At 67.4% G+C, this 23,083-nt stretch carries 21 protein-coding genes; 7 read left to right on the top strand and 14 right to left on the bottom strand.

Features of this window, described 5'->3' with window-relative positions:
* The first annotated feature begins 104 nt into the window (after nt 1-104).
* Nucleotides 105-1,547, top strand: coding sequence for an undecaprenyl-phosphate glucose phosphotransferase (locus Q8O26_RS10390; RefSeq protein ID WP_305575444.1), 1,443 nt, complete (start codon nt 105-107; stop codon nt 1,545-1,547).
* A gap of 110 nt (nt 1,548-1,657) precedes the next feature.
* Here Q8O26_RS10390 and Q8O26_RS10385 read toward each other — a convergent pair whose 3' ends face one another.
* From Q8O26_RS10385 to Q8O26_RS10375, 3 genes are read right to left on the bottom strand one after another with little or no spacing between them, the layout of a single operon-like run.
* Nucleotides 1,658-2,716 (bottom strand): glycosyltransferase, encoded by a 1,059-nt coding sequence (locus Q8O26_RS10385; RefSeq protein ID WP_305575443.1) that lies wholly within the window; start codon nt 2,714-2,716, stop codon nt 1,658-1,660.
* Entirely contained in the window at nt 2,703-4,019 is a 1,317-nt protein-coding gene (locus Q8O26_RS10380; protein WP_305575442.1) for an O-antigen ligase, read from the bottom strand. Before Q8O26_RS10380 ends, Q8O26_RS10385 begins: the two co-directional genes overlap by 14 nt.
* Nucleotides 4,016-5,014, bottom strand: a complete 999-nt coding sequence (locus tag Q8O26_RS10375; protein ID WP_305575441.1) for a glycosyltransferase family 2 protein — start codon at nt 5,012-5,014, stop codon at nt 4,016-4,018. The genes Q8O26_RS10380 and Q8O26_RS10375 overlap by 4 nt, the downstream gene beginning before the upstream one ends.
* A 212-nt stretch (nt 5,015-5,226) precedes the next feature.
* Between Q8O26_RS10375 and Q8O26_RS10370 the strand changes: the two genes are divergently transcribed.
* The 4 genes from Q8O26_RS10370 (at nt 5,227) to Q8O26_RS10355 (ending at nt 9,728) form a co-directional block, all read left to right on the top strand.
* Complete coding sequence (locus Q8O26_RS10370) at nt 5,227-6,069, top strand: polysaccharide deacetylase family protein (RefSeq protein ID WP_305575440.1); 843 nt, start codon at nt 5,227-5,229, stop codon at nt 6,067-6,069.
* A gap of 122 nt (nt 6,070-6,191) precedes the next feature.
* Nucleotides 6,192-7,682, top strand: a complete 1,491-nt coding sequence (locus Q8O26_RS10365) for a GumC family protein (protein ID WP_305575439.1) — start codon at nt 6,192-6,194, stop codon at nt 7,680-7,682.
* A gap of 1 nt (nt 7,683) precedes the next feature.
* Complete coding sequence (locus Q8O26_RS10360) at nt 7,684-8,463, top strand: WecB/TagA/CpsF family glycosyltransferase (protein ID WP_305575438.1); 780 nt, start codon at nt 7,684-7,686, stop codon at nt 8,461-8,463.
* A 5-nt stretch (nt 8,464-8,468) separates the two neighbouring features.
* The gene (locus tag Q8O26_RS10355) at nt 8,469-9,728 is read left to right on the top strand and encodes a hypothetical protein (RefSeq protein WP_305575437.1); all 1,260 of its coding nucleotides are present in this window, start codon (nt 8,469-8,471) and stop codon (nt 9,726-9,728) included.
* A gap of 52 nt (nt 9,729-9,780) precedes the next feature.
* Here Q8O26_RS10355 and Q8O26_RS10350 read toward each other — a convergent pair whose 3' ends face one another.
* Nucleotides 9,781-11,208: a lipopolysaccharide biosynthesis protein gene (locus tag Q8O26_RS10350; RefSeq protein WP_305575436.1), complete on the bottom strand. Its 1,428-nt coding sequence runs from the start codon at nt 11,206-11,208 to the stop codon at nt 9,781-9,783.
* On the bottom strand, nt 11,208-12,305 hold the full coding sequence (locus tag Q8O26_RS10345) for an endo-1,4-beta-xylanase (protein ID WP_305575435.1): 1,098 nt from the start codon (nt 12,303-12,305) through the stop codon (nt 11,208-11,210). The genes Q8O26_RS10350 and Q8O26_RS10345 overlap by 1 nt, the downstream gene beginning before the upstream one ends.
* Before the next feature lie 223 nt (nt 12,306-12,528).
* Here Q8O26_RS10345 and Q8O26_RS10340 point away from each other — a divergent pair, with 223 nt between their 5' ends.
* Entirely contained in the window at nt 12,529-13,503 is a 975-nt protein-coding gene (locus Q8O26_RS10340; RefSeq protein WP_305575434.1) for a quinone oxidoreductase, read from the top strand.
* 73 nt (nt 13,504-13,576) lie between these two features.
* Here Q8O26_RS10340 and Q8O26_RS10335 read toward each other — a convergent pair whose 3' ends face one another.
* The 3 genes from Q8O26_RS10335 to Q8O26_RS10325 form a co-directional block, all read right to left on the bottom strand.
* Entirely contained in the window at nt 13,577-14,887 is a 1,311-nt protein-coding gene (locus Q8O26_RS10335; RefSeq protein WP_305575433.1) for a TMEM43 family protein, read from the bottom strand.
* Between the two features lie 94 nt (nt 14,888-14,981).
* On the bottom strand, nt 14,982-15,713 hold the full coding sequence (locus tag Q8O26_RS10330; protein WP_305575432.1) for a response regulator: 732 nt from the start codon (nt 15,711-15,713) through the stop codon (nt 14,982-14,984).
* Between the two features lie 4 nt (nt 15,714-15,717).
* Nucleotides 15,718-16,272, bottom strand: a complete 555-nt coding sequence (locus Q8O26_RS10325; protein ID WP_305575431.1) for a MarR family winged helix-turn-helix transcriptional regulator — start codon at nt 16,270-16,272, stop codon at nt 15,718-15,720.
* A gap of 191 nt (nt 16,273-16,463) precedes the next feature.
* Between Q8O26_RS10325 and Q8O26_RS10320 the strand changes: the two genes are divergently transcribed.
* Nucleotides 16,464-17,351, top strand: a complete 888-nt coding sequence (locus Q8O26_RS10320; protein WP_305575430.1) for a branched-chain amino acid aminotransferase — start codon at nt 16,464-16,466, stop codon at nt 17,349-17,351.
* A gap of 66 nt (nt 17,352-17,417) precedes the next feature.
* Here the strand turns inward: Q8O26_RS10320 and Q8O26_RS10315 are convergent, their stop codons facing one another.
* From Q8O26_RS10315 to Q8O26_RS10290, 6 genes are all read right to left on the bottom strand, one after another.
* Nucleotides 17,418-17,774, bottom strand: coding sequence for a tRNA-binding protein (locus tag Q8O26_RS10315; protein WP_305575429.1), 357 nt, complete (start codon nt 17,772-17,774; stop codon nt 17,418-17,420).
* Between the two features lie 74 nt (nt 17,775-17,848).
* Entirely contained in the window at nt 17,849-18,595 is a 747-nt protein-coding gene (locus Q8O26_RS10310) for a TetR/AcrR family transcriptional regulator (protein WP_305575428.1), read from the bottom strand.
* A 49-nt stretch (nt 18,596-18,644) separates the two neighbouring features.
* The gene (gene proC / locus Q8O26_RS10305; protein ID WP_305575427.1) at nt 18,645-19,490 is read right to left on the bottom strand and encodes a pyrroline-5-carboxylate reductase; all 846 of its coding nucleotides are present in this window, start codon (nt 19,488-19,490) and stop codon (nt 18,645-18,647) included.
* 52 nt (nt 19,491-19,542) lie between these two features.
* Nucleotides 19,543-20,046, bottom strand: a complete 504-nt coding sequence (locus Q8O26_RS10300; RefSeq protein WP_305575426.1) for a YbjN domain-containing protein — start codon at nt 20,044-20,046, stop codon at nt 19,543-19,545.
* A gap of 560 nt (nt 20,047-20,606) precedes the next feature.
* Nucleotides 20,607-22,652: an elongation factor G gene (locus tag Q8O26_RS10295; protein ID WP_305575425.1), complete on the bottom strand. Its 2,046-nt coding sequence runs from the start codon at nt 22,650-22,652 to the stop codon at nt 20,607-20,609.
* A 162-nt stretch (nt 22,653-22,814) separates the two neighbouring features.
* Nucleotides 22,815-22,979 carry a hypothetical protein gene (locus Q8O26_RS10290; protein ID WP_305575424.1) on the bottom strand — a complete coding sequence of 55 codons (165 nt, stop codon included), beginning with the start codon at nt 22,977-22,979 and terminating at the stop codon, nt 22,815-22,817.
* Between the last annotated feature and the right edge of the window lie 104 nt (nt 22,980-23,083).

The raw sequence follows: 23,083 nt of genomic DNA, 5'->3' as shown, positions 1-23,083 counted from the left end.
TTTCCCGCCGAGGCGTGGCACGGCATCTGCGATGGACCTGCCGAGGGCCCGACCGGCGTCCCCAAACGGGACAAGTCCGGGCACGCGAACCGAAGGTTCACGCCATGACGTTGAAGGAACTCGATCTTCCGGCCGGAGCCGTCGCCCGACGCGGTCGAGGCGGCTATGCCTGGATGCGGCTCGCGCTGAAGCTGTGCACCGCCGCAGTCGACTGGCTGGTGATCGCGCTCTCGAGCTATGTGACGTCCCTGCTCTACAGCCGGATCGCCAGCGGCGAGTGGTGGACCACGCCCTCACAGGCGACGCTCGCCATGCTTGTCGCCAGCACCTTCGTCATGCTCAGCGCGGTGCGGAGCCAGTATCAGATCGGCAATTATATCGGTGCGCGGCGCACCTTCGGCACCACCTTGACCATGTGGGGCGCCACCTTCTTCAGTCTGATGGCCTTCGCCTTCGCCACCAAGACCACCGACGCCTTTTCCCGCGTCGCCGTGATCCTGACCTTCCTCGTCGGATTGCCGGCGGTCTTCGTCGCCAGCGAACTGACGGGACGGCTGATGACGCTCGGTTCCAAATTCGGCGTCATCCCGGCCCGCCGCGTCATGCTGGTCGGCCGCGAGGATGACGTCTCGGATTTCGCCCGCCGCTACCAGCCGTGGAATGCGGGCATGTACATCGCCGGAACTGGGCTCCTGTCGCCCGGCGACGGCCCGGTCGGCCGAGACGATATCGCCCGCATCGCCAGCCAGGCGCGCGAGATGCAACTCGACGATGTCCTGATCATCGTGCCCTGGTCGCAGACCGAAACCATCGACCGGCTGGTCGATGGTTTCATGCGCATTCCGGTCACCATCCATCTCGGTCCCGAGCGGATCTTCGACCGGTTCCAGGACGTCCATATCGCCAAGGCCGGCGGCATCGCCAGCCTGCAGCTCGGTCGTCCGCCGCTGACTGCCGGCGAGGTGATGGCCAAGCGCGTCCTTGACATCGCGCTCGGGTCCTTCGCGCTGTTCCTGCTGACGCCGGTCCTGGTCCTCGTCGCCATCGCGATCAAACTCGACACCCCGGGGCCGGTCCTGTTCATGCAGCGGCGTCTCGGCTTCAACCAGCGGGCGTTCCAGATCGTTAAGTTCCGCACCATGACCGTCATGGACGACGGCGACGTGGTCCGTCAGGCGACGCGCAACGACCAGCGGATCACACGTGTCGGCCGTGTCCTGAGGCGCCTCAATCTCGACGAGCTGCCGCAGCTTCTCAATGTGCTGGCCGGCCAGATGTCGCTGGTCGGGCCGCGCCCGCACGCCATCGCCCATGACCGGGAGTTCGACGAGCGGATTGCGCTCTATGCCAGGCGGCACAACGTCAAGCCGGGCATTACCGGATGGGCTCAGGTCCACGGGCTGCGCGGCGAGACGGACACCGACGACAAGATGAAGGCCAGGGTGGAGCACGACCTCTTCTACATCGACAACTGGTCGATCCTGCTCGATGTCGAAATCCTGTTCCGTACCGTGTTCTCCCGCAAGGCCTACGACAACGCCTTCTGACGAAGACTCGGCTTGCCCCGGCCGCGCGCCGGGACGACAAGGCTGCGGCTGCCCCCGGGCGCCGCAGCCTTTTGTTCATCAGCGTGGGATTGTCGCGGCCGACGTGCCGGTCAGGCGGTCATGACCCGGTCGACGGCCGCCAGCGCATCGCGCCAGGAGGCCGCAACGTCGAGGCGGGCGCCGTGGCGCGGCAAGGCCGCTGCCTCCTCGACCGCCGCCGCGACCTCGTCCACCGTCGCCCGCAGTGGTACCAGCCTGAGTTGGCCTTCGCCGAGCAGACGCTGGTAGGTCGGGTGGTGGTCGAAGGCGCCCGGGCGTTCCGGCGCATTGACGACGACGGGGCGGCCGGACATGGCACAGGCGAGCACGCTGCCGCGCCGGCTGGTCAGCCCCTCGGCGAAGAGATAGGCGAAGACGTCGACCTCGGCGAAGAGCGCGAAGAGATCGGCATCGCTCGCGACATAGCCGGTGACGAGGACGCGGTCGGCGATCCCGAGGCTTTCCGCCCGCGTCCTGAAGTCCTCCTCGACGCGGTCCTGGCCCTTGACGAAAGAGCCGATGAAGACCGCGAAGGGATCCTCGCCGCGCTGCCTGAGCGCCGCGGTCAGGTCGAGGATCTGCGCCGACTGCTTGCGCGGATAGATGGATCCGAAATGGCCGAGGACGAGCTTGCCGCCACGACGCGCCTCGGCGAGGCGGCGTGCCGTCTCGTTCGACGGCAGGTCATCCGGTGCAACCACGTTGGGCGGGATCGGAACGATGCCGCGCCGGCGCGGCGCAAGGCGCGACAACGGATCTGCGGCTAGCTGGTCGGCGACCTCGGGCGATGAGAACAGCACGGCGGTGGCGAAGGGCAGCAGCGGCGCGTAGCTGGCGCGGCGTTTCCAGTCGAGATCGGCCCATTCGTGCAGGATGACGAGCACGGGCCGGCCCTGCGCCCTGGCTTGGGCCGCCGCAAGAACCGGATCGGCAAGCCGGCGTTTCCAGGCGACCACCGGCAGGTTGATCACCAGGACGCCGTCGCCGCGGCCATGGCCGAGCTGGCGCAACGCGGCCCGGTCACCGGCGGTCGCGGCCAGCCTGCGGGCGAAGGCCTCCACGCCGCAGGGTGTCGCGGTGTCGGAGACGAGAACATCGAGTCGGGCCTGGCCGCGGTCACTCAGCGACATGGGCGCGCCTCGCCAGAAAATGCAGGCCGAAGACCGCGAACAGGAAGGTGATCCAGATCGGGTCGAATCGGACGAAGAGGAAGCTCTCGAGCACGGACACATAGATCCCGAACAGCCAGATCTGCAGCAGCATCAGCAGGAGAGCCGGATCGGCGCCTCCGGCGCGCGCGGCGAGATAGTTTCGCAGCGGCCAGATCACGAAGACCGCCACCACGAGCACGAGACCGGGGATGCCCATGTTGAGCGCTGCGTCGATATAGCCGTTATGGGCATGGGCCGCGAGACCGCCCCACTGGGTTGTGTCCTCCTGGCCGAAGCGCGTCGATTCCAGCGCCCAATAGGCGGAATAACCGAAGCCGGTCAGCGGCCGTTCGCGGATCTTGTCGAGGGCGAGTTCCCACACGTCGGCGCGACCGGTGAAGGTGGCGTCGATCGGCAACATGCGGACGATGCCGGCAATCGCATCGCTGACGACGGTGCCGGGGCCGAGGATCAAAAGAATCGCCAGCGGCGTGAAGGCGACGACGCCGGCCCACCACCCGCTCCGGATGCGGGAAACCGCCAACGAGACCAGCAGGCTGACCACCAGGAGCATGGTGGAGCTCTTGGCCCCAGACATCAGCAGGATGAGCGAACAGAGCACGAGGAGCACGGAACCGCCCGGCACAAGGCCGGCGCGGATCGCGAAGATCATCATGAAGATGGTCATCGCGAAGATTGCGCCGGCCGAGTTCTTGTGCGCGAAGACGCCGCGCCAACCGCCGGCGAGCTGAGGCTCGCTGATGTCGGAGAGCTGGTGGACGGCGTATTCGGGAAAGAGCGCGATGCCGACGAGCGACAGGGCGACGAGAATGCCGACGGCGACCATCAGCAGGCCCGCGAGATCGCGCCGGCCCTTCGGCATCAGGAAGAGCGATGCGGTCAGCGCGGCGATCAGGCCAAACAGGATGAAGCGTCGCAGCGACAGCGAAAAGTCCGCCGAGGTGAGGACCGTGAAGGAAAGCCAGGCTGCGAGCGCGATCCACAGCGGATGGATCAGCGTCGCCACGGCCCTGGGCTGCGTCAGGATCGCGATGACGGCGGCGATGCCCGCCAGGATCCCATAGGCCGCATAGGCGGTGCCCTCCTGGCCGAAGGCGAATTCCAGCGAGGAGTTGTTGCCGAGGTCCGCATAGGGTTCCAGCGTCACCCAGGCGAGCAGGAACGCGCCGACGAAGACGAGCACGCGCGCCCAGCGCATCAGCTGAGCGAGATCGTCCGACGGCAGGCTGCGTGCCGAACCGGTGCCCTCGGCGGTGCTCATGAGGCGTTTCCTGCCCGGTAGGGCTGCTGCTCGACGCCGGCCCAGGCGGCGATGCGGCCGGCCGAGACGGCGAGCGGATGGGCGGCGACGACGGGGTTGCCGGTGCGCACCAGCGTCCCGATCGCGCGCAGCACCGCGAGCGGCACGATCGCGATGTCCTTAGCGATGATCCTGAGGCGTCCGGCCAGGCCCGGCGCATGTTTCAGCTCGACGGCCCGGTTGATCGAGCCGATCCGCATGCCCCGCCGCAGCACCCAGGATATGCGGGCCCGATCCGCAGGCACCGTCTCGGTGATCAGCGCCTCCTGGACCCAGAACGAGCGCAGTCCGGCCCGCCGGCAGCGGGTGAAGAAGTCCATGTCGCCGCCACCGAGGAAATTGAAGCGGGGATCGAGCGGACGATGGCCGAGACGCGCGAAGACGCGCCGCCGCATCAGGCAATTGCCGGTGCCGTAGATCATCGGAACAGGGCCGGAGCGGTCGTGGCTCGGCCAGAAGACCGGATGGCGGGCGAGCACGCGCGGCGCCTCATCGCGGAAGCGCGGCACGACGGGACCGCCGACGACGTCCGCATCCTCCCGTTCGGCGGCCGTGACCATGGCGTCGAGCCAGCCGGGAGATGCGACTTCGTCGTCGTCGATCATCAGGATGTGGTCCGCCCTGGGGAAGGTGGCCATGGCCCGAGCGAAGCCTGCATTGATCGCATGGACATTGCCCTGGGCGGTCTCGACGAAAGCCAGGCCCTGCAAGCCGCTCTCCGCCAGCCGGGTCTTGGCGACGGCGAGCCCCTCCAGGCCGGACGCGTCATTCTCGACGACCACCACCGCGAATGGGACAGCAGTGCGCTGGGCGGCGAGCGAGGCGAGCGTTTCGGCCAGCATGGCGGGACGCCGGAAGGTCGGGACGACGACGACGGCACGCACCGCGTCGGCGACCAGCCCGGCAGTCTGGAACAGCGCCGGTTCGGTGGACGTCTCGCTGCGGGACACTTCCATGGGGACAGTCTCAACCTGGTTCACGATCAAGGCCTCACGCGGGTGCGGACAGGGATGGTTGTCCTGCTGCAGCAAACCGCTTGCCGCCGGACGTCCCGCCTGCGTGACGGCTGCCCGCCGGTTGTTTGGCGCGTCTCTTGCCAGTTTCTTCCCAACGATCCGGACAAGGTGCGACTCTGTCCGGAAACAGGCCAGTCAGCCGGGAGGTGGGAGTGATCGAGGACAGCCGCAAGGTGACGACGAATCCCGCGTCGAGGCAGGAACGACCGCATGACGACCGTGGTGCGTCTCCCGACGGCGGCGATGTGTGCTCCGGTGGCCTTCTGCCGCGCCTCAGCCATATGGTGGGACGGCGCGTCCCGTTCCGTACGGCATCTCTCGCGCTCGACCAGCCGATCCTCTCGATCACCTTCGACGACTTCCCGCAATCGGCGTTCGAGCTCGGCGCGCGCATTCTCGATGATCACGGCGTCCGCGGCACCTTCTATGCCGCCTCCGGCCTCTTCGGGCTGACCGACAGCCGCTGGACGGTCGCAGGGGCTGACAAGGTCGCCGATCTGCATGAGCGCGGCCATGAGATCGGGCTGCATAGCCATGCGCACAAGCCGGCGAACAGGATGTGGCCCGCGGCCTTCGTCGCCGATCTCGCCGCCAACCGAGCGGCCTTGCGGCGGATCGTTCCGGGGCTGACGCGCGAGAACTATGCCTATCCCTACGGTCTCTGCGGCCTGATGCAAAAGAAGCACCTGGCTGGGACCGTGCGGAGCTGCCGCTCGGTGCAGACTGGGGTCAATGCCGGCCGCGTCGACCTCGACTTCGTCAAGGCCGTCGAGATCAGCGCGCGAGCGCTCACCGAGGCCAATCTCGAGCGCTGGCTGGACGCAGCCGAGGCCGCCAGGGGCTGGCTCGTCCTGTTCACCCATGACGTCTGCGACAGTCCGAGCATCTACGGCACGACCCCGCGGGTAGTAGAGCGCGTCGTCGCCCGTGCCCTCGAGCGGCGCTTTGCGATCCTTCCCGTCGATGCGGCGCTCGATCGGGCCGGTATCGCCTGAATCGAGACAGAAGCGGGTGGTCCCGTCCTTGCGGTGCATGAGCACGAACGAAGTCTCGTGTTCCACTCCGGTACGCCTCGTCCACCGAGGCAGGCCGGACAGGCCCAGGAAAGGACCCGACCATGTTTGACGATGGTCGTCCAGAACGCCGCGAACCGCCGATGCCGGCGCCTGTTGCAGGCCCGACGCTGTCCCCCACCGGTCTCGTCGCCGCCATTCTTCCTTACTGGCTGTCGATCCTGATCCTCGCGCTGATCTGCGCCGGGGTCGGCTACGCCGCGTCGCGCCTGATGACGCCGCGCTTCATGGCCACGGCCCAGATCTTTGTCGACCCGCGTGGCATCCAGGTCTTCGACAACGAGCTGACGCCGCGCCAGCAGGATTCCAACGCGGCCATCAACTTCGTTGAAAGCCAGGCGCGGATCGTCACGTCGCAGAGCGTGCTCTCGCGCGTCATCGACAGCGAGCGCCTGACGGAAGACCCCGAATTCAACGGACAGGGCGGCGCGTCCTGGGCCGTCAGCCTCCTGCGTTCCTTCGGCCTGCGCCAGGTAGCCGAGGAAAGCCTGCAGAACCGCGAGCGACATGCGCTCAACGCCCTCTACGACCGCGTCATCGTGCGGCGTCCGGAGCGCACCTTCGTGATCGAGGTGACGGTGCGTGCGGCCGACGGCGAGAAAGCCGCCCGCCTCGCCAATGCGGTCTCCCACGCCTACATCGACAGCCAGACGGCAGCCCGCGCCGATTCGGCCCGCCGTGCCACCCTGTCCCTCACCAACCGTCTCGACGAGTTGCGCAACCGCGTCCGCATCGCCGAGGAGCGGGCGGAGGATTTCCGCCGCCGCAACGGTCTCGTCGGCACGCGCACGCAACTCGTCAGCGAGCAGCAGCTGACCGATGCCAACAGCCAGCTCGCCCAGGCCCAGGCCCGGGTCGCCGAGGCCCAGGCACGCAGCGAGCAGATCCAGACGTCGCTGCGGACCGCGAGCCAGGCCGGCGCGCTGCCGGAGGCGGTCATGTCCCCGACGATCGCCGCCCTGCGCGGCCAGCAGGCCGAGGCGCGCCGCCGTCTCGCCGACGCCCAGACCGAGTTCGGTCCCCGCCACCCCACCGTCCGAAACGCCCAGGCCCAGGTCAGCGATCTCGACCGTGCCATCGCCGACGAACTCGGCCGTATCGCCCAGGCCGCCCGCGCCGATCTCGACCGCTCCCGTGCTGCCGAAATCACCCAGCGCCGGACCGTCGAGCAGCTGACCTCGCTCGCCTCGGAGGCCGGACAGGCCTTCGTCCAGCTCCGCGAACTGCAGCGCGAGGTGGACGTCAACCGTAACTTGCTGAACGCCTTCCTGGCACGGTCGCGCGAGACGAGCGAGCTGGAGCGGCTCGACACCAGCAATGCGCGGATCATCACCGTGGCGCAGCCGCCGCGCGACCGGGTGTTCCCGCCACGTGGCGTGGTCATGGCCTTTGCCGGCTTCACGATCGGCGGCGGGCTGGGCGTCGGCCTCGCGCTCCTGCTCGCGCTCCTCAAAGGGGGAACCGGCCAACCGCCATCGGTCGCGGTCGCCCGCCAGATCACCGCGCACCGCCCCGTCGCACGCCTGGTGCATTGAGATGAGCGACCCCTTCGACACGGCCTTCGCCGCCATCCCGACCGTCACGGTCGGCGATCTTCCGATCGCCGTCCTTGATCGCGCCGCGACCGCCGACTGGATGATCCGGGCGGCCCGCGAGCGCCGGCGCGGTCGGCGACCGCTCTACCTGACCTCGGCCAACGGCGAGGTCCTGGCCCGTGTCGCGGCAGAGCCCGAGCTCGCGGCCCTCGTGCGCGCGGCCGACCAGATCGTCGCCGACGGTCAGCCGCTGGTGGTCGCCTCCCGCCTCCGCTGCCGCACCGCGTTGCCCGAGCGGGTGGCGACGACAGATCTCTTCCACGACGTCGCACGCCGCGCCGAAGACAGTGGGACCAGCTTCTATCTCTTCGGCGCGACGCCCGACGAGAATGCCAGGGCCGTCGCCAATATTCGCCGGACCTATCCGCGTCTCAGGATCGCCGGTCATTGCCACGGCTTCCTCGACGGTGCCGCGCTCACGGCGAAGATCGCCGAGATCGACGCTCTCGCACCCGACATCCTGTGGCTCGCCATGGGCGTTCCGCACGAACAGCGTTTCGTGGCGAACCATGCCGACAGACTGACCCGCGTCGGGATGATCAAGACCTCCGGCGGCCTGTTCAATTTCCTGTCCGGGACCAATCGCCGGGCACCGGCCTGGATGCAGCGGGCGTCACTCGAATGGGCCTACCGCATCTGGCTGGAACCGCGACGCCTTTTCTGGCGCTATGCGGTCACCAACCCGAAGGCGATCTACCTGATGGCCCGGCACTCGGCCTGACACCCATGACCCCGCCCTGTTTGACCGTCTCGCGCGGTGCCCCTGATGGTCCCGTCGCCCTTGCCCGGAGCAGCACCCTGAACCAGAGCCGCGCGGATATCGCGATCATCCGTCCCTCCCCGACCCTGCTGACCCAGTTCAGCGGCGAGCGCCGGCTGTCGGTGCGGCCGTTGGAGGTGCGGGAGGCTGATTTCGACGCAAAGTTTGACGCGGATACACTCTTCTACGACGCGTTCATCGGCATTCGTGGCCGGATCGTTCTCGTCGGGCCGCCCTTCCTCAACCTGAGGCCGGCGCTCGAAGCCGCGACCATCGAGGCGAAGCCCTCTGGTCGCGTCTGTTCCTTCGAGCTGCGCGAAATGGACCGGCACGGGCAGATCCATGTCGTCGCACCCGACGGCACCGACGCACTCGTCATCACGTCGCCCCTCGGCCGAGTGGAGGTGAAGGTCCAGCCGAGCGAGGTCGATGTCTTCGCCGGCCGGCGCGTGATTTTCACCCAGTCGCGCAACAACGACCTGGTATGGATCCAGGACTGGGTGCGCTATGCGCGCGACATCCACGGCGCCGATGCCGTGCTGCTCTACGACAACGCCTCGACGCGCTACACACCGGAAGACATCGCCGACGCCCTCGGCGCCATTTCCGGCATCGCCGCCATTCGTATCGTGGACTGGCCGTTCAAATATGGTCCACAGGGGCTGGATGCCAAGCGTTTCTGGGATTCCGACTTCTGCCAGCATGGCGCCTGGGAACATGCGCGGCGGCGGTTTCTCGAGGCGGCGCGCAGCGTCCAGAACGCGGATGTCGACGAACTCGTGGTATCGGCTGACGGCCAAAGCGTCTTCGCCGCGGCGGAAGCCGATCCCTTCGGCATTTTGCGTTACCGGGGTCGCTGGATCGTCGGCACAGGCGATCCCGCCGCTTCGTTGGCCCCGCGGCTGCGGCACGCGGATTTCGATACCGTCCAGCGCGAAAAGCTGCAGCGGCGCTTCGGCGTTTTGCGACGAGATGTGCTGGCGTGCCCGGCCAAATGGTCCCTCGTGCCCTCGCGGTGTCCGGACAAGGCGCAATGGCGCGTCCATACGGTGGGGCATTGGCTCCCCGCCCTGAGGACCAGCGCCGCCTTCGGCTATCGCCACTTCCGCGAAATCAACGACAACTGGAAATATGCGCGCACGCGGGCGGACCGCTACGATCCGGCGATCCACGAGGTCGACGCTCGCCTGAAGGCGCATTTCGCCCGGGTCGACTGGACGGCGTAAGCTCGTCCCAAGGCGCACCGTCGCCGCCTTGCTCTGCCGTGAACAGCGCCGGTCAGGTCAGGGCGCTGCCCGGGCGGATACGCTGCATGACCAGCGAGCGCACGCCGGCGATATCGAAAGCGAAGGCCGCCGCGGCATAGGCGAGGACGCCCGTCACGACGGCGGCTGCGAAGGTCGCGACGTCGCCGGTCGCCCCGCTTCCCCCGACGAACGCGGTCGGGACCGCCATGATCAGCACCGCCGCCACGACCTTGAGGATCGGTCGCCAGGCGAAGGGCAGCGGATGGGCGCGGCGCGACAGCAGGTAGCCGGCGACGACCCCGGAGGCTTCGGCGATGACGAGCGACCATGCCGCGCCCTTCAGGCCGAAGGACGGCACGAGAAGGGTCATGGCGACGACATTGACGATGAGGATCGCAGTGCCGTGCGCCACCATGAGCGAGGGCTTCTTGGCGAGGTGGAAGCTGATCTGCACGAATTGCTGCGACACGGCATGGAACAGCCAGGCGAAGACCAGGATCGGGACCAGGACGGCGGCGGTGTCGCGAAATTCCGGGCCGAGAACGAGCGCGGCGAAATGCGGCGCGACGATCGCCAGGCCGACAACGGCGGGCGCGACGACGGCGAGAAGGAGCTCGCCGCTACGGGTGAGATGGGCGTCGGCAGCCGCTTTACCCTCCTCGGCCAGCGCCCGGATGGCGAGCGGAACCACCGCCGATCCGACTGACAGCGCCGGAAACAGGATGATCTGGCGGACGAGATCGGCGGACGCGCCATAGACGCCCGCGGCCGCATCGCCAAGGAGATAGGCGACGAGAAGCCGGTCGAGGGCCGAGTGGAGCGCGAAGACACCACCTGACATCGCCATCGGCACGCCGAAACCGAGCATGGCGCGGAAGGTAACGGGATCGACGGGCTTGCGCGGGCCCCTCCAGATGGCCGGAGAAAAGGCCAGGGCACCGATCACATAGGCGCCGGCGACGCCCGCGACGAGACCGAGACCACCCCAGCCCGCCTGCACCAGCGCGAAGGAGATGCCGATGGCGGCGAAGGCGCGGACCACCGTCGCCCGCATGTAGGAGGTCGAATCCAGCCGCGCCCGGAGGATTTCCTGGCCCAGTTCGAACAGGCCGAGCGCCGCCGCGAGCACGATCGCCGCCAGCGCCTTGTCGAGCGGGACGGCCAGTGCCCAGACGGTGACGCCGAGGGCCACGGGAAGCGTCGCGGCCGAGACGCCATAGGCGACGAGGGCCGTCAGGCGGATATCCGTCGCCTCGCCCTCCGATTCGAAGCGCAGGACCGACAGCCTGACCCAGGTGAAAAGCAGCGCCGAGACGATGCCGGCCACCGACAGCGCCACGACATAGACGCCGTATTCTGCCGGCGTCAGCAGCCGCGTGAAGAGGATCACCGACAGGAAGCCGAGGGCCGACGAGGTCCCGTGGGCCACCATGTAGGTGGAGGTCTGGCGGATCAGCATCAGCGACGATCCCGCAGGAAATGGGCGATGACCTGCATCATCGGCTTCGGCTGATAGGCGGCGTCGAGCGGCAACGGGCGGTTGATGAAGCCATCGGTGCGCTTGAAATAGATCGGTACCCAGGTGTGCTTGTCGGTAATGCCCCAGGTGAGGAGCGAATCGAGCGGCGCGGCGACGCGGATCGCATCCAGGAAATCGTAGACGCGCGACGCGACGAGGATGTCACGGACCTCCGGGGGGCCGGGCAGCTTGTCGTCGATGACGTCGAGTTCGGTGACCAGCACGGCGAGGCCCATGGCCCGGCATTCGGCGATGAAGGCGGAGAGCCCTTCCTTGTCGATGGCGAGCTCGCCGCGCAGGTGCCCCTGCAGGCCGACGGCATGAAGCGGCACATTGCGCAGCTTAAGGTCGCGGATGAGCCGCAGGAAGGCCTCGCGCTTGCGGCGGAACCGCGCGCCGACGAACTCGATGTCATATTCGTTGATGACGAGCTGGGCGGCCGGGTCGACGCGCGCCGCGGTGCGCAGGGCCAGCGCGATGTGGCTTTCACCCAGACGCTGCTGCCAGATCGACGGGCGGATGTCGGAACGACTCGCGGGATCATCGGGGATCGCCTCGTTGACGACGTCCCAGCTCTTGATGCGCCCGCGATAGCGCCCCATCACCGCCTCGATATGGCCGACAAGCAGCCTCTCGGCCTCGGAGGCCGAGGCGATGGACTTGGTCCAGTCGGGCATGGCCCCGTACCAGACGAGCGTGTGGCCGCGCAGCGACATGCCGTGGGCGGTCGCGAAGGCGATATGCTTGTCCGGCGCCGTATAGACGAACTGCTCGCGCGTCGGTCGGAGGTCATACCATTTCAGGCCACCCTCCCCGACAATCTGGCTGCAATGGCGGACCAGGGCGGCGCGGTAATCGGCTTCCTGATCAAGCGGCCCGTCGCGCACCGCCGCGCCATAAGGCAGTCCTGCCACCGGCGAGGTCGGCTGCGCAAAGGCGTTGCCGGCAAGCAGAGTCCCCAATGGGGACGAAGCGGCGAGGCCCAGCGCGGTGGCGGCCTTCAGGGACGACAGGATCGTTTCGCGACGGGACAGCATGGCGGCTCCTTGCCGAACTCTCGCAAGAGCCGTTCCCAAGAGAACCGGGGGGACAACGTGTCGCCGCGCCGATCGGCGCGCAGGACCCTTCGCCGGCAAGAATGACAGGTGACGGAAGAGGTTGGAACGCATTACAACGGATCGAAACACGGCAACCGCGCGTCGGGTCGGCAAGATCCAGGACCGCGGGGATTCGGCCCGGCATGAAAGAGGGACTGGCGACATGGTGAAGGCGATCCGCATCCACAAGACCGGCGGACCGGATGCGTTGGTCTATGAGGACGTGCTGGTGAAGCCGCCCGGTCCCGGCGAGGCCTATATCCGGCAGACCGCCATCGGCGTGAACTTCATCGACGTCTATTTTCGCAGCGGCCTCTACAAGCTGCCGTCCATGCCGCACGGCATCGGCATGGAAGCGGCCGGCGTGGTCGAGGCCATCGGGGCCGGCGTCACCGAAGTCGCTTTCGGCGACCGGGTCGCCTATGCCGGCGGCCCACCCGGCGCCTATGCCGAGAAGCGGATGATTCCGGCGACGCAGCTCGTCAAGCTGCCGAAAACGATCGACGACAAGACCGCCGCCGCGATCATGCTGCAGGGAATGACGGCGCGCTATCTCCTGAAGGAGACGCATCCGGTCAAGAAGGGCGATACGGTGCTCATCCATGCCGCGGCAGGCGGCATGGGGCTCTGGCTCTGCCAGTGGGCGAAAGCTCTCGGCGCGACCGTCATCGGCACGACGTCGAGTGCGGAGAAGGCGGCCCTCGCCAAGAAGAACGGCTGCAAGTTCCCGATCATCTATACGGAGGAGGATTTCGTCGCCCGCGTGATGGAGATCACCGGCGGCAAGGGAGTCCAGGTCGTCTATGACGGCGTCGGCAAGGACACGTTCCTGAAATCCCTCGAATGCCTCGCCGTGCGCGGCCACCTCGTCCTGTTCGGCACCGCCTCCGGCGTCCCCGACCCCGTCTCGCCAGCGGCGCTGTCGGCGAAGTCTGCGAGCCTGACGCGGCCCGGCCTCTACCATTACATCGCCACCCGCAAGGAGCTCCTCGCCAACGCCAAGGATGTCTTCGAGGCGGTGACCAACGGCACGGTGACGATCCAGAAGCCGAAGGAATATGCGCTCAAGGATGCCGCCAAGGCGCACAAGGACCTGGCCGGCCGGAAGACGACGGGGTCGATCATCCTGATCCCCTGACCGATCCCACCGGTTCGAGAAAGACAAACGCCCGGCCGCAAGGACCGGGCGTTCGTTTTTAAGGCACAGCTGGTCAGCCGCCCTGCCCCGGTTTGAGGCCCGGCGGGACATTGAGGAAGCCGCCCTGCTGTTGCGGTGCGCCAGGCTGGCCGCCGATGGCCTGCCCACCTGCCGGGGGCGCCGCCGCCCGACGGCGCTCGCCGAGGAGCTTCAGGCCATAGGCGCCGGCGACCCCGACGACGATCAGGATGATCGACATGATGGGACGGTGCCAGAACCAGGCGATGGCGAAGGTCGGCAGAGCGACCACCAGCGTCAGGGCCAGGGCGACGATCCCGGCTCCGGCAGCCATGGCCGATCCGAAGAGCGGAATGACGTCGGCAAGCACGACGAAGGGCCGCAGGATCATGTTGAAACCCATCCACATGGCGATCAGCACCACAACCCGCAGGATCCATGTCAGCATGCTGTTGGATTCATGCGCGTGGGCATAGAGTTCCTGGGCCGTCTTCGTGCCGGTCTCGCCGAGGAAGACCTCGCGGCCGTTCGATGCCTGATAGGGACCGAACCCCTGACCGACCTGGCGGGCGACCACCGTCGCCGGGCCTTCCGGCAGGACCGTGTAGGAGATGCGGACGTCGCCGACCACAGGGTTGCCGACGTCGTAGCCGACATAGACACCGCCGTCGTTCAGGCGGGCCTGACCGCCGAAACGCGACTGGAAGGCCCGCAGCTGCCCCTCGGTGATCTCGAGGCGGCGCTCGGTGGACGAGCCGAACAGGCCGATGACACGGCTGTCGGCACGGAAAGCGCCGAGGGTCGCGTTGCCGGCCGTCTGGCTTCGCCCGGTCACCGTCATGGCCGGGTTTGCATGGCCGTCCTGGCGGCGGAACCGGCTCGAATCGATGGGACGATCCGACCAGACCCGGGTGTAGTCATAGGTGGTGGTGCGGGTCTGGGAGCCGCCGGCATTGCTGCGCGTCTCGGTCCGCTGCTCTTCTTTCCACTGGTACATCTCGACCTTGCGGACGAGGCGCACCGCCTCGGTGGTAATCTGGAAATCACCGTCGGTGAGCCTGCCACCGGCGCGCAGATCGCCAGCGACATGGACGAGCTTGCCCTCGTTGGCCGGATCGACGCGGGTCGGCGCCACGGTCAGGGTCACGCCAGCGCCTTCGTTCAGGGCCCGGGTGGTCCCGATCGCCCGTCCCTCATTCCAGAAAATGCCCCAGATCGTGGCGGCGATCAGGCCGAGGCCGATCAGAATGCCGGTGATCGACTGCCACAGCCTTTCGAGAAAGCCGACATGCTCGGTCGTCGCATCGTCGACCGCGCCGCCTCCATCCTGAGGCCCCGTGCTCCAGCCGTCCGAATCCATCGTCATGAAACCATCCCCCTCGATCGTGGTGGACGGTAACTGGCCACAGGCGTGTTTCCGGGCTAGATCGCCGATGCCAGCGACTGTTTCAGCAGCGCAATCAGGGCGTGGCGATCAGTCGGTAGCCGATGCCCCGGACGGTCTGCAGATGCAGCGGATTGGCCGGATCGACCTCGATCTTGCGGCGCAGGCGGTTGACCTGGACGTCAACCGTGCGCTCGTTGATGTCGCCACCGGGGGCCGCGAGGTCGTAGCGCGGCACGGTCTCCCCGGGCTTCACCGCGAGAACCTTGAGCATGTCCTTCTCGCGATCGGTCAGGCGAACCACCTCGTCACCCTTCCTGAGCTCCAGCCGGGCGATGTGGAAATGGAAGTCGCCGAACTTCACCGCCTCGACGATCGGCTGCGGCGCGCTCATGGCCCGGCGGAGAATGCCACCGATGCGCAGCAGCAGTTCGCGTGGCTCGAAGGGCTTGGGCAGATAGTCGTCGGCGCCGATCTCGAGACCGGTCAGCCGGTCCGACAGGTCTGCACGCGCGGTCAGCATGAGAATCGACACGTCACTGGACGGACCCGCCTTGCCGCCCCGGATGGCCTTGGCCAGTTCGAAGCCGGTCTCGCCGGGCATCATCACGTCGAGGATGAGGAGGTCGAAGGTCAGCCCGTCGAGTTTCTTGCGGGCCGCGGCGGCGTTGTTCGCCGTGGTGATCCGATAGCCGTTATTCGTCAGGTAGCGCGCGAGCGTCTGGCGGATCACGCGGTCGTCGTCGACGATCAGCAGATGCGGCGCGTCGTCGGCGGGGGGCTTCGGCATGGTCGGCACGGTCGACATGACCTCAACGCTCCTTGCCGCGCAAGGCGCGATCGGCCTGGGTGATCATCCGCGTCACATCCTCGCGCCGCTCCGGATCGATCATCGCATAGAGGAAGCGCACCGCCTGGTCGCGCGTCGTGCCCGACTGGGCGATGGCACGGGCAAAGCGTTCGGTTTGCAGCTTGGCGAGCTCGAGAGCGAGCGCCTTGCCCTTGTCGGTCACGGCCAGCAGGCGCTGGCGGCGGTCGACCTGCCCTTCCTTCTGGAGGATGAAACCCTGATCGATCAGCTCCTTCAGGACCCGCGCGAGACTCTGCTTGGTGATCTTGAGGATGTCGAGCAGATCGGCCACCCGGATCTCGGGGTGTCGGAAGACGAAATGCAGCACGCGGTGATGGGCGCGGCCGAACTGGTAGCGCTCCAGCACATGGTCGGGATCGCCGACGAAGTCGCGATAGGCGAAGAACATCAGTTCGATGAGCTCATAGGCAGGATCGCGACCAGCCGGTTCTGTTCCGGTCATCGCGGTGCCGGAACTGGGGCGGCGCTGGGCCGGTGAGACATTTATGTCAGCCATGTTGACATATTCGATGCCGATTGTTACTCATCTGCCCGCATTCACGAAACGATCGTACCCAAAGGCTGCTCACCCCGTCGGGAATCGCCGCTCAGCGCCGCTTCCCGCATGACAAGGTTAGCCGGACCCGGCCCACTTCGCAAAACCGCGATGTGGACGCCCGAGAAGCCCGGAGAGTACAGGAGGAAGACATGTCTCTGGTCCCGTTCCACGACCGCGATGGATTTATCTGGATGGACGGCAAGCTCGTCCCCTGGCGCGACGCGCAGGTCCACGTGCTCACCCACGGTCTGCACTATGCCTCGGCGGTCTTCGAGGGCGAGAGGGCCTATGGCGGCGCGATCTACAAGTGCACCGAGCACTCGGCCCGGCTGCGCCAGTCGGCCGAACTCCTCGACTTCGAGATTCCCTTCTCGGTCGCCGAGATCGACGCCGCCAAGATGGCGACGCTGAAGGCCAACGGCCAGACCGACGCCTATGTGCGCCCGATCGCCTGGCGCGGTTCGGAGATGATGGGCGTCTCGGCCCAGCACAACACGATCCATCTCGCCATCGCCACCTGGGAATGGCCGAGCTATTTCGACCCGGCGACCAAGATGAAGGGCATCCGCCTCGACATCGCCGATTACCGCCGCCCGGATCCGGCGACGGCGCCGTCGACGTCGAAGGCGGCCGGCCTCTACATGATCTGCACCATCTCCAAGCACCGGGCGGAGAAGAAGGGCTACGCTGACGCCCTGATGTTCGACTGGCAGGGCCGCGTCGCCGAATGCACCGGCGCCAACGTCTTCTTCATCAAGGACGGCCAGGTGCACACGCCGCTCGCCGACTGCTTCCTCGACGGCATCACGCGGCGCACCGTCATCGACCTGTGCCGGAAGCGCGGCTTCGAGGTGATCGAGCGGCGAATCATGCCGGAGGAGCTGTCCAGCTTCAACGAGTGCTTCATCACCGGCACCGCGGCCGAAGTGACCCCGGTCTCCGAGATCGGCCCCTACTTCTACACGCCCGGCAACATGTCCAAGACCATCATGGAGGACTACACGGCCGAGGTGACGCCGAAGGCCGCAGCGGCCTGAGCCGCGGTATCTGCCGACAGGATGCGATGGCCGGGCTCGTCCCGGCCATCACCGTTCTGGGGACAATCAGAACAGCCGGCCGCCGCGCGGCACGTCATGGCCCGGGCCGATCAGGACGACCTCGCCGTCGGCATCCGGCACCCCAAGGGTCAGCACCTCCGACATGAATTTGCCGATCTGCCGCGGCGGGAAGTTCACTACCGCCAGCACCTGGCGACCGATCAGGGCCTCGGGCTGATAGTGCCGCGTGATCTGGGCGGAGGATTTCTTGCGGCCGATCCCCTCGCCGAAATCGATCACCAGCTTGATCGCGGGCTTTCGCGCCTCAGGAAAGGGTTCCGCCGCGACGATCTCGCCGACCCGGATGTCGACCTTCATGAAATCGTCAAAACCGATGGGCGGGCTGGACTGGGTCGGCGACATGGGGCTCTCGCGACGAAAAAGGCCGGGACGGACCCGGCCTTTCTCGCCCATTCATGCGGGACGTCAAGACATCCTCAGACCGGCGTGACCTTCGGATCGCGGAAATCGTCGCCGCGCCAGCCCCTGTCCCGGTCGTCGCGATCCTCGTTCGGCCGGCTCCTGGAAGACGAGCCGCGGCGCCAGGACAGCGGCGCGCAGAGGAGGCTCTTCAGCGGCGCCGTCAGCTGCTCGATGGACTTCAGCGTCTTCGCGGCCCGGCCCGCCTTGACGAGTTCCTCGTCGAGGACGCGCATGGTGCGCGCCAGTGCCGGGTCCTCGTCGTCGAGCCAGGCCTGCACCACCTTGGCGAAGGCGATGGCCAGCCCCTGGGCGCGGATCATGCCGCCCGCTCCCGGCACCTCGACGCCGGCGGCGGCCAGCATCCAGCGCTGCGAGCGCCGGGCCACGCCGTTGAGGGCGAGCGCCAGCGCCGGATCGCGCATGGCGGCGTGCGACAGGTTGCGGATCGCCGCCTTGTGGGGGGTCAGGAGATCGAGCCGGCGCATCAGCACGTCGAACAGCCGCTCCTTGGTGTCCTGGTCGGCGAGATCGGCGTCGATTCCGTCGAGCACCGCCCTGTCGATCCCGGCGACGAAGGCCTCGATGATGGAGAAGCGCGTATCGAAGCCGGCGCGGATCTCGCCGAGCGACAGGCCGGAGCGATCGGCGATGTCGGCCAGGGTCACGGCGTCGAAGTCACGTTCGGCCAGCAGGCCCATGAAGGCTGCGACGATTGCACCGTGGCGGTCTTTCGTGACGTCGGTTCCGGTCGTGTCGGTCATGGCCGTCTCCCTCGATGGAATGCCCTGAGACACAGATAGGTCGTCGGCGTCAGCCCGCCAGTTCCCGCGAGCGTTTCGTCGCAGCCGCGATGGCCTCGACGAAGGCGGCGTCGATGCCCTTCGCTCCCATCAGCACCTGCAGAGCCGCATGGGTCGTGCCGTTGGGCGAGGTGACGTTCTGCCGGAGCGTCGCCGGCTCGGTGTCGGGTGAGCGGAACATCAATTCGCCGGCGCCCTCGACGGTGGCGCGGGCGAAGCGTGAAGCGAGCTCGGCCGGCAGGCCCGCGGCGGCGCCGGCCCGGGCCATGGCCTCGGCGAGGAGGAAGACATAGGCCGGCCCGGAACCGGAAACGGCTGTGACGATGTCGATCCAGTCCTCGCGCATCAGCCATTCGACCCGGCCGACGGCGGCCAGAAGCGTTTCGACGGAGGCGCGCTGCGCCGTCGTGACATGGTCGTTGGCGGCCGCACCGGTGATGCCGCGGCCGACCGCAGCCGGCGTATTGGGAATGGTGCGGACGACGGCCGTGCCCCGACCGAAGACCTCCTCCAGCCGGGCGATGGTCTTGCCGGCCATGACGGAGACGATGACCGTGCGCGGGCCGACGACGTGACGCACCAGCGGCATGACGTCATCGGCGATCTGCGGCTTGACGGCCAGGATCAGCACATCGGCGACGGCGGGGTCGAGGGGATCGAGGGCGATGCCGCTGCCGTCGATGATGGCCTGGACATTGGCGGGCGGGCGCGGATCGATGACGGTGATGCGCGCCGGCGGCAGCCCGTGGCCGAGCCATCCTCGCAGAAGGGCGCCACCCATCTGTCCGGCACCGACCAGCACGACGTGACCGGTGAAAGCGGCAAGGGAACGGGAGGCGGCGGCGGGGTCGGTCATGGCGTCCTCGGGGCTCGACAGAGCCCACCGATAGCCGCCCGGGAGGCCGCTGTCACGCCTCGCCGGCCGTCTCGAACAGGGCGGAGTCCATGGCCTCGCGCGCCGACTTTCCAGCCCAGACGACGAACTGGAAGGCCTGATAGTAGCGGTCGCAGGCCTCCATCGCCGCGTCGAGCTGCGCCTCGCATTGCCGCCCAGAGGCCTCCGCGCCGCCGGCCAGAAGCAGGGCGTGGCGGAACATGACCACGCCTTCCTGCGGCCAGAGGTCGAAGTGACCAAGCCAGAGCTGCTCGTTGATGAGCTGAACCAGTTCCTTGACCTCGGACCGGCGACGGTCGGGAACCTTCAGGTCGAAGGCACAGGCCAGATGGAGCGATTCGATATCGTCCATCCAGGTGAAGGAGGCGTGATAGTCGGACCAGCGGCCGGTGACGGACAACGTGATCTCGTCATCCCCGGAACGGTCGAAGGACCATTCGTTCAGGGAGGCGAGGTTCTCCACCAGGTCGACAGGATTGACCTGGCGGTCGGTGCTTTCGATATCGGTCAAGGACATTCCGCCCCCGTGCGGTTCGCTCGGTTGTCGGACAGACGCGACGGGACTCAACTGAACCCGAGACCGACTGGCAACCGGCTGCGAGAGCCACCTGCAAGCTTTTGATTCGACTGTTCGAATCGATCTCTGACCCAGACCCTAACGCAGGATGGCGGCGCTGCCTACTGACCCGCCAACCGATCTTGGATTCGTCATCGTGCCGCAATCGCGACGTCATTCTTATCCACACGGAAGGGCTCGCGGCGATCAGTCCTCCACCGTTTCAGTGAGGATCGAGGTGAAATCGGCTATGGCCGCTTTTGCTCAAATTGCGGGCACGCTGCCGAGGCGTGCGGCAAGTGAAATCCAGCCATGCGCCCATTCCGGTTGTGCGCTGCACACGAACACGCCATCTTCGGCTGGTCGATAGCATTTTTCGGGTCACTTCCTCCCTGTGACCCTCGCGTCGCTGTCGGCGTTCCCCTCTGGAAGGCGGCTTCCAGGTGTTCTTCATCGGAAGCCGAAACTCATAAGGCCGGGCTCATCGAGCCCGGCCCTTTTTTTGGCACGCGGTGACGCAGTCAGGCCGCGCGTGCCTTGACGATCCGCTCCGCTTCACGGCCGGTCAGTTCCGCAAGGTGATCAAAAGCTGCGGTGAACGAGCCGACGCCGGCGGTCGCCGAGCGAATCTCGATGATGAGGTCGCCGACCTCCGCTTCCGGCAGCAACACGGAGACGATGTCCCAGCCGGGCCAATGGTCGCGGGTATCGAAGCCGAGAATCTGGCCGCGGCGGGCCGAGACGATGGCGTTGATCCGCGCCGTGGCATCCGAGGGGACCGCCACCGCGACACGTTGGATCGGTTCCAGCAGCACCGGGTGGCAGGCCCCGAGCGCCTCCTGGATAGCGATCCGCCCCGCCTGCTGAAACGCCATGTCGGAACTGTCGACGGTATGAAAGCTGCCGTCGGTCAGGGTCACGGCGATGTCGACCACCGGGAACCCGAGCGGCCCCTTGCGCAGGCCCTCCGCCACGCCCTCCCGCACGGCCGGGACATAGTGCCTCGGCACCACGCCACCGGCGATCGTCTCGTCGAACACAAAGCCGCTGCCGCGCGGCAGGGGCTTCACTGCAATCACCACGTCGCCGAACTGGCCGTGCCCGCCGGACTGCTTGCGGTGGCGTCCGCGCACGCCCGTGACCGCCCTCTTGATCGTTTCGCGATAGCCGATCGCCGGGCGCCCCTGGTCGACCTGCACGCCGTGGCGGTTCGCCAGCTTGGCGACGGCGATGCGCAGCTGCATCTCCCCCTGCCCCGCCAGGACGATGTCTCCGGTGTCCCCCCCAAGGGTGACCGTGAGTGAGGGATCCTCGTCGCAGAGCTTGCCGAGCGCGAGGCCGAGGCGGACATCGTCCTTGCGGTCGCGTGCCGACAGCGCCACCGACAGGACCGGCGGTGGTGCCGTGATGGTCGCCAGCGGCATGGTCGCGGTGCGGGCGGTGGTGATCGCCTCGCCGGTCGCGACATGATCGAGCTTGCCGAGCGCCACCGTTTCGCCGGCCTGCGCATCGCGCCGTTTCTCGACGCCCGGGCCGAAGAGCCGAAACAGCCCGGATGTCCGCTCCGCGATGCCGGCTGCTCCGGTCAGAACGGCCCCTTCGGCAAGTGTTCCGGACAGGAGCCGGGCGACCGAGAGCTTGCCTCCGTGGCCGGTATGGATGGTCTTCATCACCTGTGCCACGGTCTCGCCCGGGGGAACGCCCAGACGGGCAGCGGCGGCTGCGACCGGCGGCACGTCATGGCGGAGTGTCTTGAGGAGCCGCAGGACACCGTGGGTCTGCAGCGCGGACCCGAAAAGGACGGGCACGACGAGACCGGCGGCAAGTTCCCGGCCGAGGTCGTCGAAGATGCGGTCGCGCGGCGGTTCGAGGTCCGAGAGCAGCGATTCCATCAGCTCATCGTCATGGTCGGCCAGCGTCTCGAGCATGGTGAAGCGGGCTTCCTTCTCCCTCTCGAGGTCGGCACCGTGCAGCGGGATGACCTCGGATGCGGCATGCTCGCGGTAGATGAAGGCCCGTTCGAGTGCGAGGTCGACGAAGCCGGAGACGATGCCGTTCGACCAGATCGGGATCTGACGGAGCAGCATTGGAACCCGGGAGGCGGGCCGCAGCAGTTCGAGCGTCTCGCGCAGGCGGCGGCTGGCCTTGTCGATCTTGTTGATGAAGATGATGCGCGGAATGCCGCGCTCCTCGAGTTCGCGCAGGATCAGGCCGAGGGCCGGAACCTTCTTCTCGTCGGCCTCGCAGACAACGATGGCGGCGTCGATCGCCGGACAGACCGCCCGCATCTCATGGACGAAGTCGATGGAACCCGGGCAATCGACGAAGGTGTAGTCGTCGCCCATGAAGGCGGTCGTGGCGAACCCGGCCTCGACACTCATCTTGAACTGGCGGGATTCCACGCTGGAATCCGAAACCGTCGTGCCCGTCTCGGTGGAACCCATTCTCGCGATGGCGCCGGTTCGCTCCAGCACCGCTTCCAGCAAGGTGGTCTTGCCGCTCTGGAACGGGCCCACCAGCGCTATGCACCGGGGACCCGACTGTCTTCTGCCGGCTTGATCGCCCATGTCTGCAACCCCTCTTGTTGGGGTCCGGGCGAGAAGGTCGACCCGGAAGTGACAGGCCAAACGGAGGATCTTGTTCGGGGACCTCGCGTGAAGACCATCGTCCACCCGCAGGAGCCGGCGTGCAAGCGCGTCATCTCGCGATGCAGCGCAGGCTGCGCGACCTCAGCGCTGCGGCGGACGGCGCACCGTGCCGGTCCGGATGTCGTCGTCGGATTGCGGCATGCGGGCGGTCTGGATGCCCTCGGCGAGGTCCTTCGAACCGCGGTCGACGAACTGCGCGAGGACGACGGAGGCGGCAGCCACGGCGAACAAAACCCAGCGGGACATGGAAACCTCGGAACCGAACAACGCCTGACGACGTTTTGTCGCACAAGCGTGGTTAAGGTTGGGTTTCAAGCATTTGCAGTGCTTCGGGGCCGTGCGTTCACGGT

Source organism: Phreatobacter sp., assembly GCF_030691135.1.
Lineage (GTDB): Bacteria > Pseudomonadota > Alphaproteobacteria > Rhizobiales > Phreatobacteraceae > Phreatobacter.
Note: the sequence above shows the minus strand (reverse complement) of the source record. Positions and strands in the feature narration are given on the sequence as shown.

Coding starts and splice junctions, on each gene's coding strand:
- Q8O26_RS10300 (WP_305575426.1), bottom strand. CDS start 20,046: ATGTCCTTGACCGATATCGAAAGCACCGACCGCCAGGTCAATCCTGTC.
- Q8O26_RS10320 (WP_305575430.1), top strand. CDS start 16,464: ATGTCTCTGGTCCCGTTCCACGACCGCGATGGATTTATCTGGATGGAC.
- Q8O26_RS10375 (WP_305575441.1), bottom strand. CDS start 5,014: ATGGAAGTGTCCCGCAGCGAGACGTCCACCGAACCGGCGCTGTTCCAG.
- Q8O26_RS10345 (WP_305575435.1), bottom strand. CDS start 12,305: ATGCTGTCCCGTCGCGAAACGATCCTGTCGTCCCTGAAGGCCGCCACC.
- Q8O26_RS10340 (WP_305575434.1), top strand. CDS start 12,529: ATGGTGAAGGCGATCCGCATCCACAAGACCGGCGGACCGGATGCGTTG.
- Q8O26_RS10325 (WP_305575431.1), bottom strand. CDS start 16,272: ATGGCTGACATAAATGTCTCACCGGCCCAGCGCCGCCCCAGTTCCGGC.
- Q8O26_RS10365 (WP_305575439.1), top strand. CDS start 6,192: ATGTTTGACGATGGTCGTCCAGAACGCCGCGAACCGCCGATGCCGGCG.
- Q8O26_RS10380 (WP_305575442.1), bottom strand. CDS start 4,019: ATGAGCACCGCCGAGGGCACCGGTTCGGCACGCAGCCTGCCGTCGGAC.
- Q8O26_RS10390 (WP_305575444.1), top strand. CDS start 105: ATGACGTTGAAGGAACTCGATCTTCCGGCCGGAGCCGTCGCCCGACGC.
- Q8O26_RS10295 (WP_305575425.1), bottom strand. CDS start 22,652: ATGGGCGATCAAGCCGGCAGAAGACAGTCGGGTCCCCGGTGCATAGCG.
- Q8O26_RS10350 (WP_305575436.1), bottom strand. CDS start 11,208: ATGCTGATCCGCCAGACCTCCACCTACATGGTGGCCCACGGGACCTCG.
- Q8O26_RS10315 (WP_305575429.1), bottom strand. CDS start 17,774: ATGTCGCCGACCCAGTCCAGCCCGCCCATCGGTTTTGACGATTTCATG.
- Q8O26_RS10330 (WP_305575432.1), bottom strand. CDS start 15,713: ATGTCGACCGTGCCGACCATGCCGAAGCCCCCCGCCGACGACGCGCCG.
- Q8O26_RS10310 (WP_305575428.1), bottom strand. CDS start 18,595: ATGACCGACACGACCGGAACCGACGTCACGAAAGACCGCCACGGTGCA.
- Q8O26_RS10290 (WP_305575424.1), bottom strand. CDS start 22,979: ATGTCCCGCTGGGTTTTGTTCGCCGTGGCTGCCGCCTCCGTCGTCCTC.
- Q8O26_RS10360 (WP_305575438.1), top strand. CDS start 7,684: ATGAGCGACCCCTTCGACACGGCCTTCGCCGCCATCCCGACCGTCACG.
- Q8O26_RS10355 (WP_305575437.1), top strand. CDS start 8,469: ATGACCCCGCCCTGTTTGACCGTCTCGCGCGGTGCCCCTGATGGTCCC.
- proC (WP_305575427.1), bottom strand. CDS start 19,490: ATGACCGACCCCGCCGCCGCCTCCCGTTCCCTTGCCGCTTTCACCGGT.
- Q8O26_RS10385 (WP_305575443.1), bottom strand. CDS start 2,716: ATGTCGCTGAGTGACCGCGGCCAGGCCCGACTCGATGTTCTCGTCTCC.
- Q8O26_RS10335 (WP_305575433.1), bottom strand. CDS start 14,887: ATGACGATGGATTCGGACGGCTGGAGCACGGGGCCTCAGGATGGAGGC.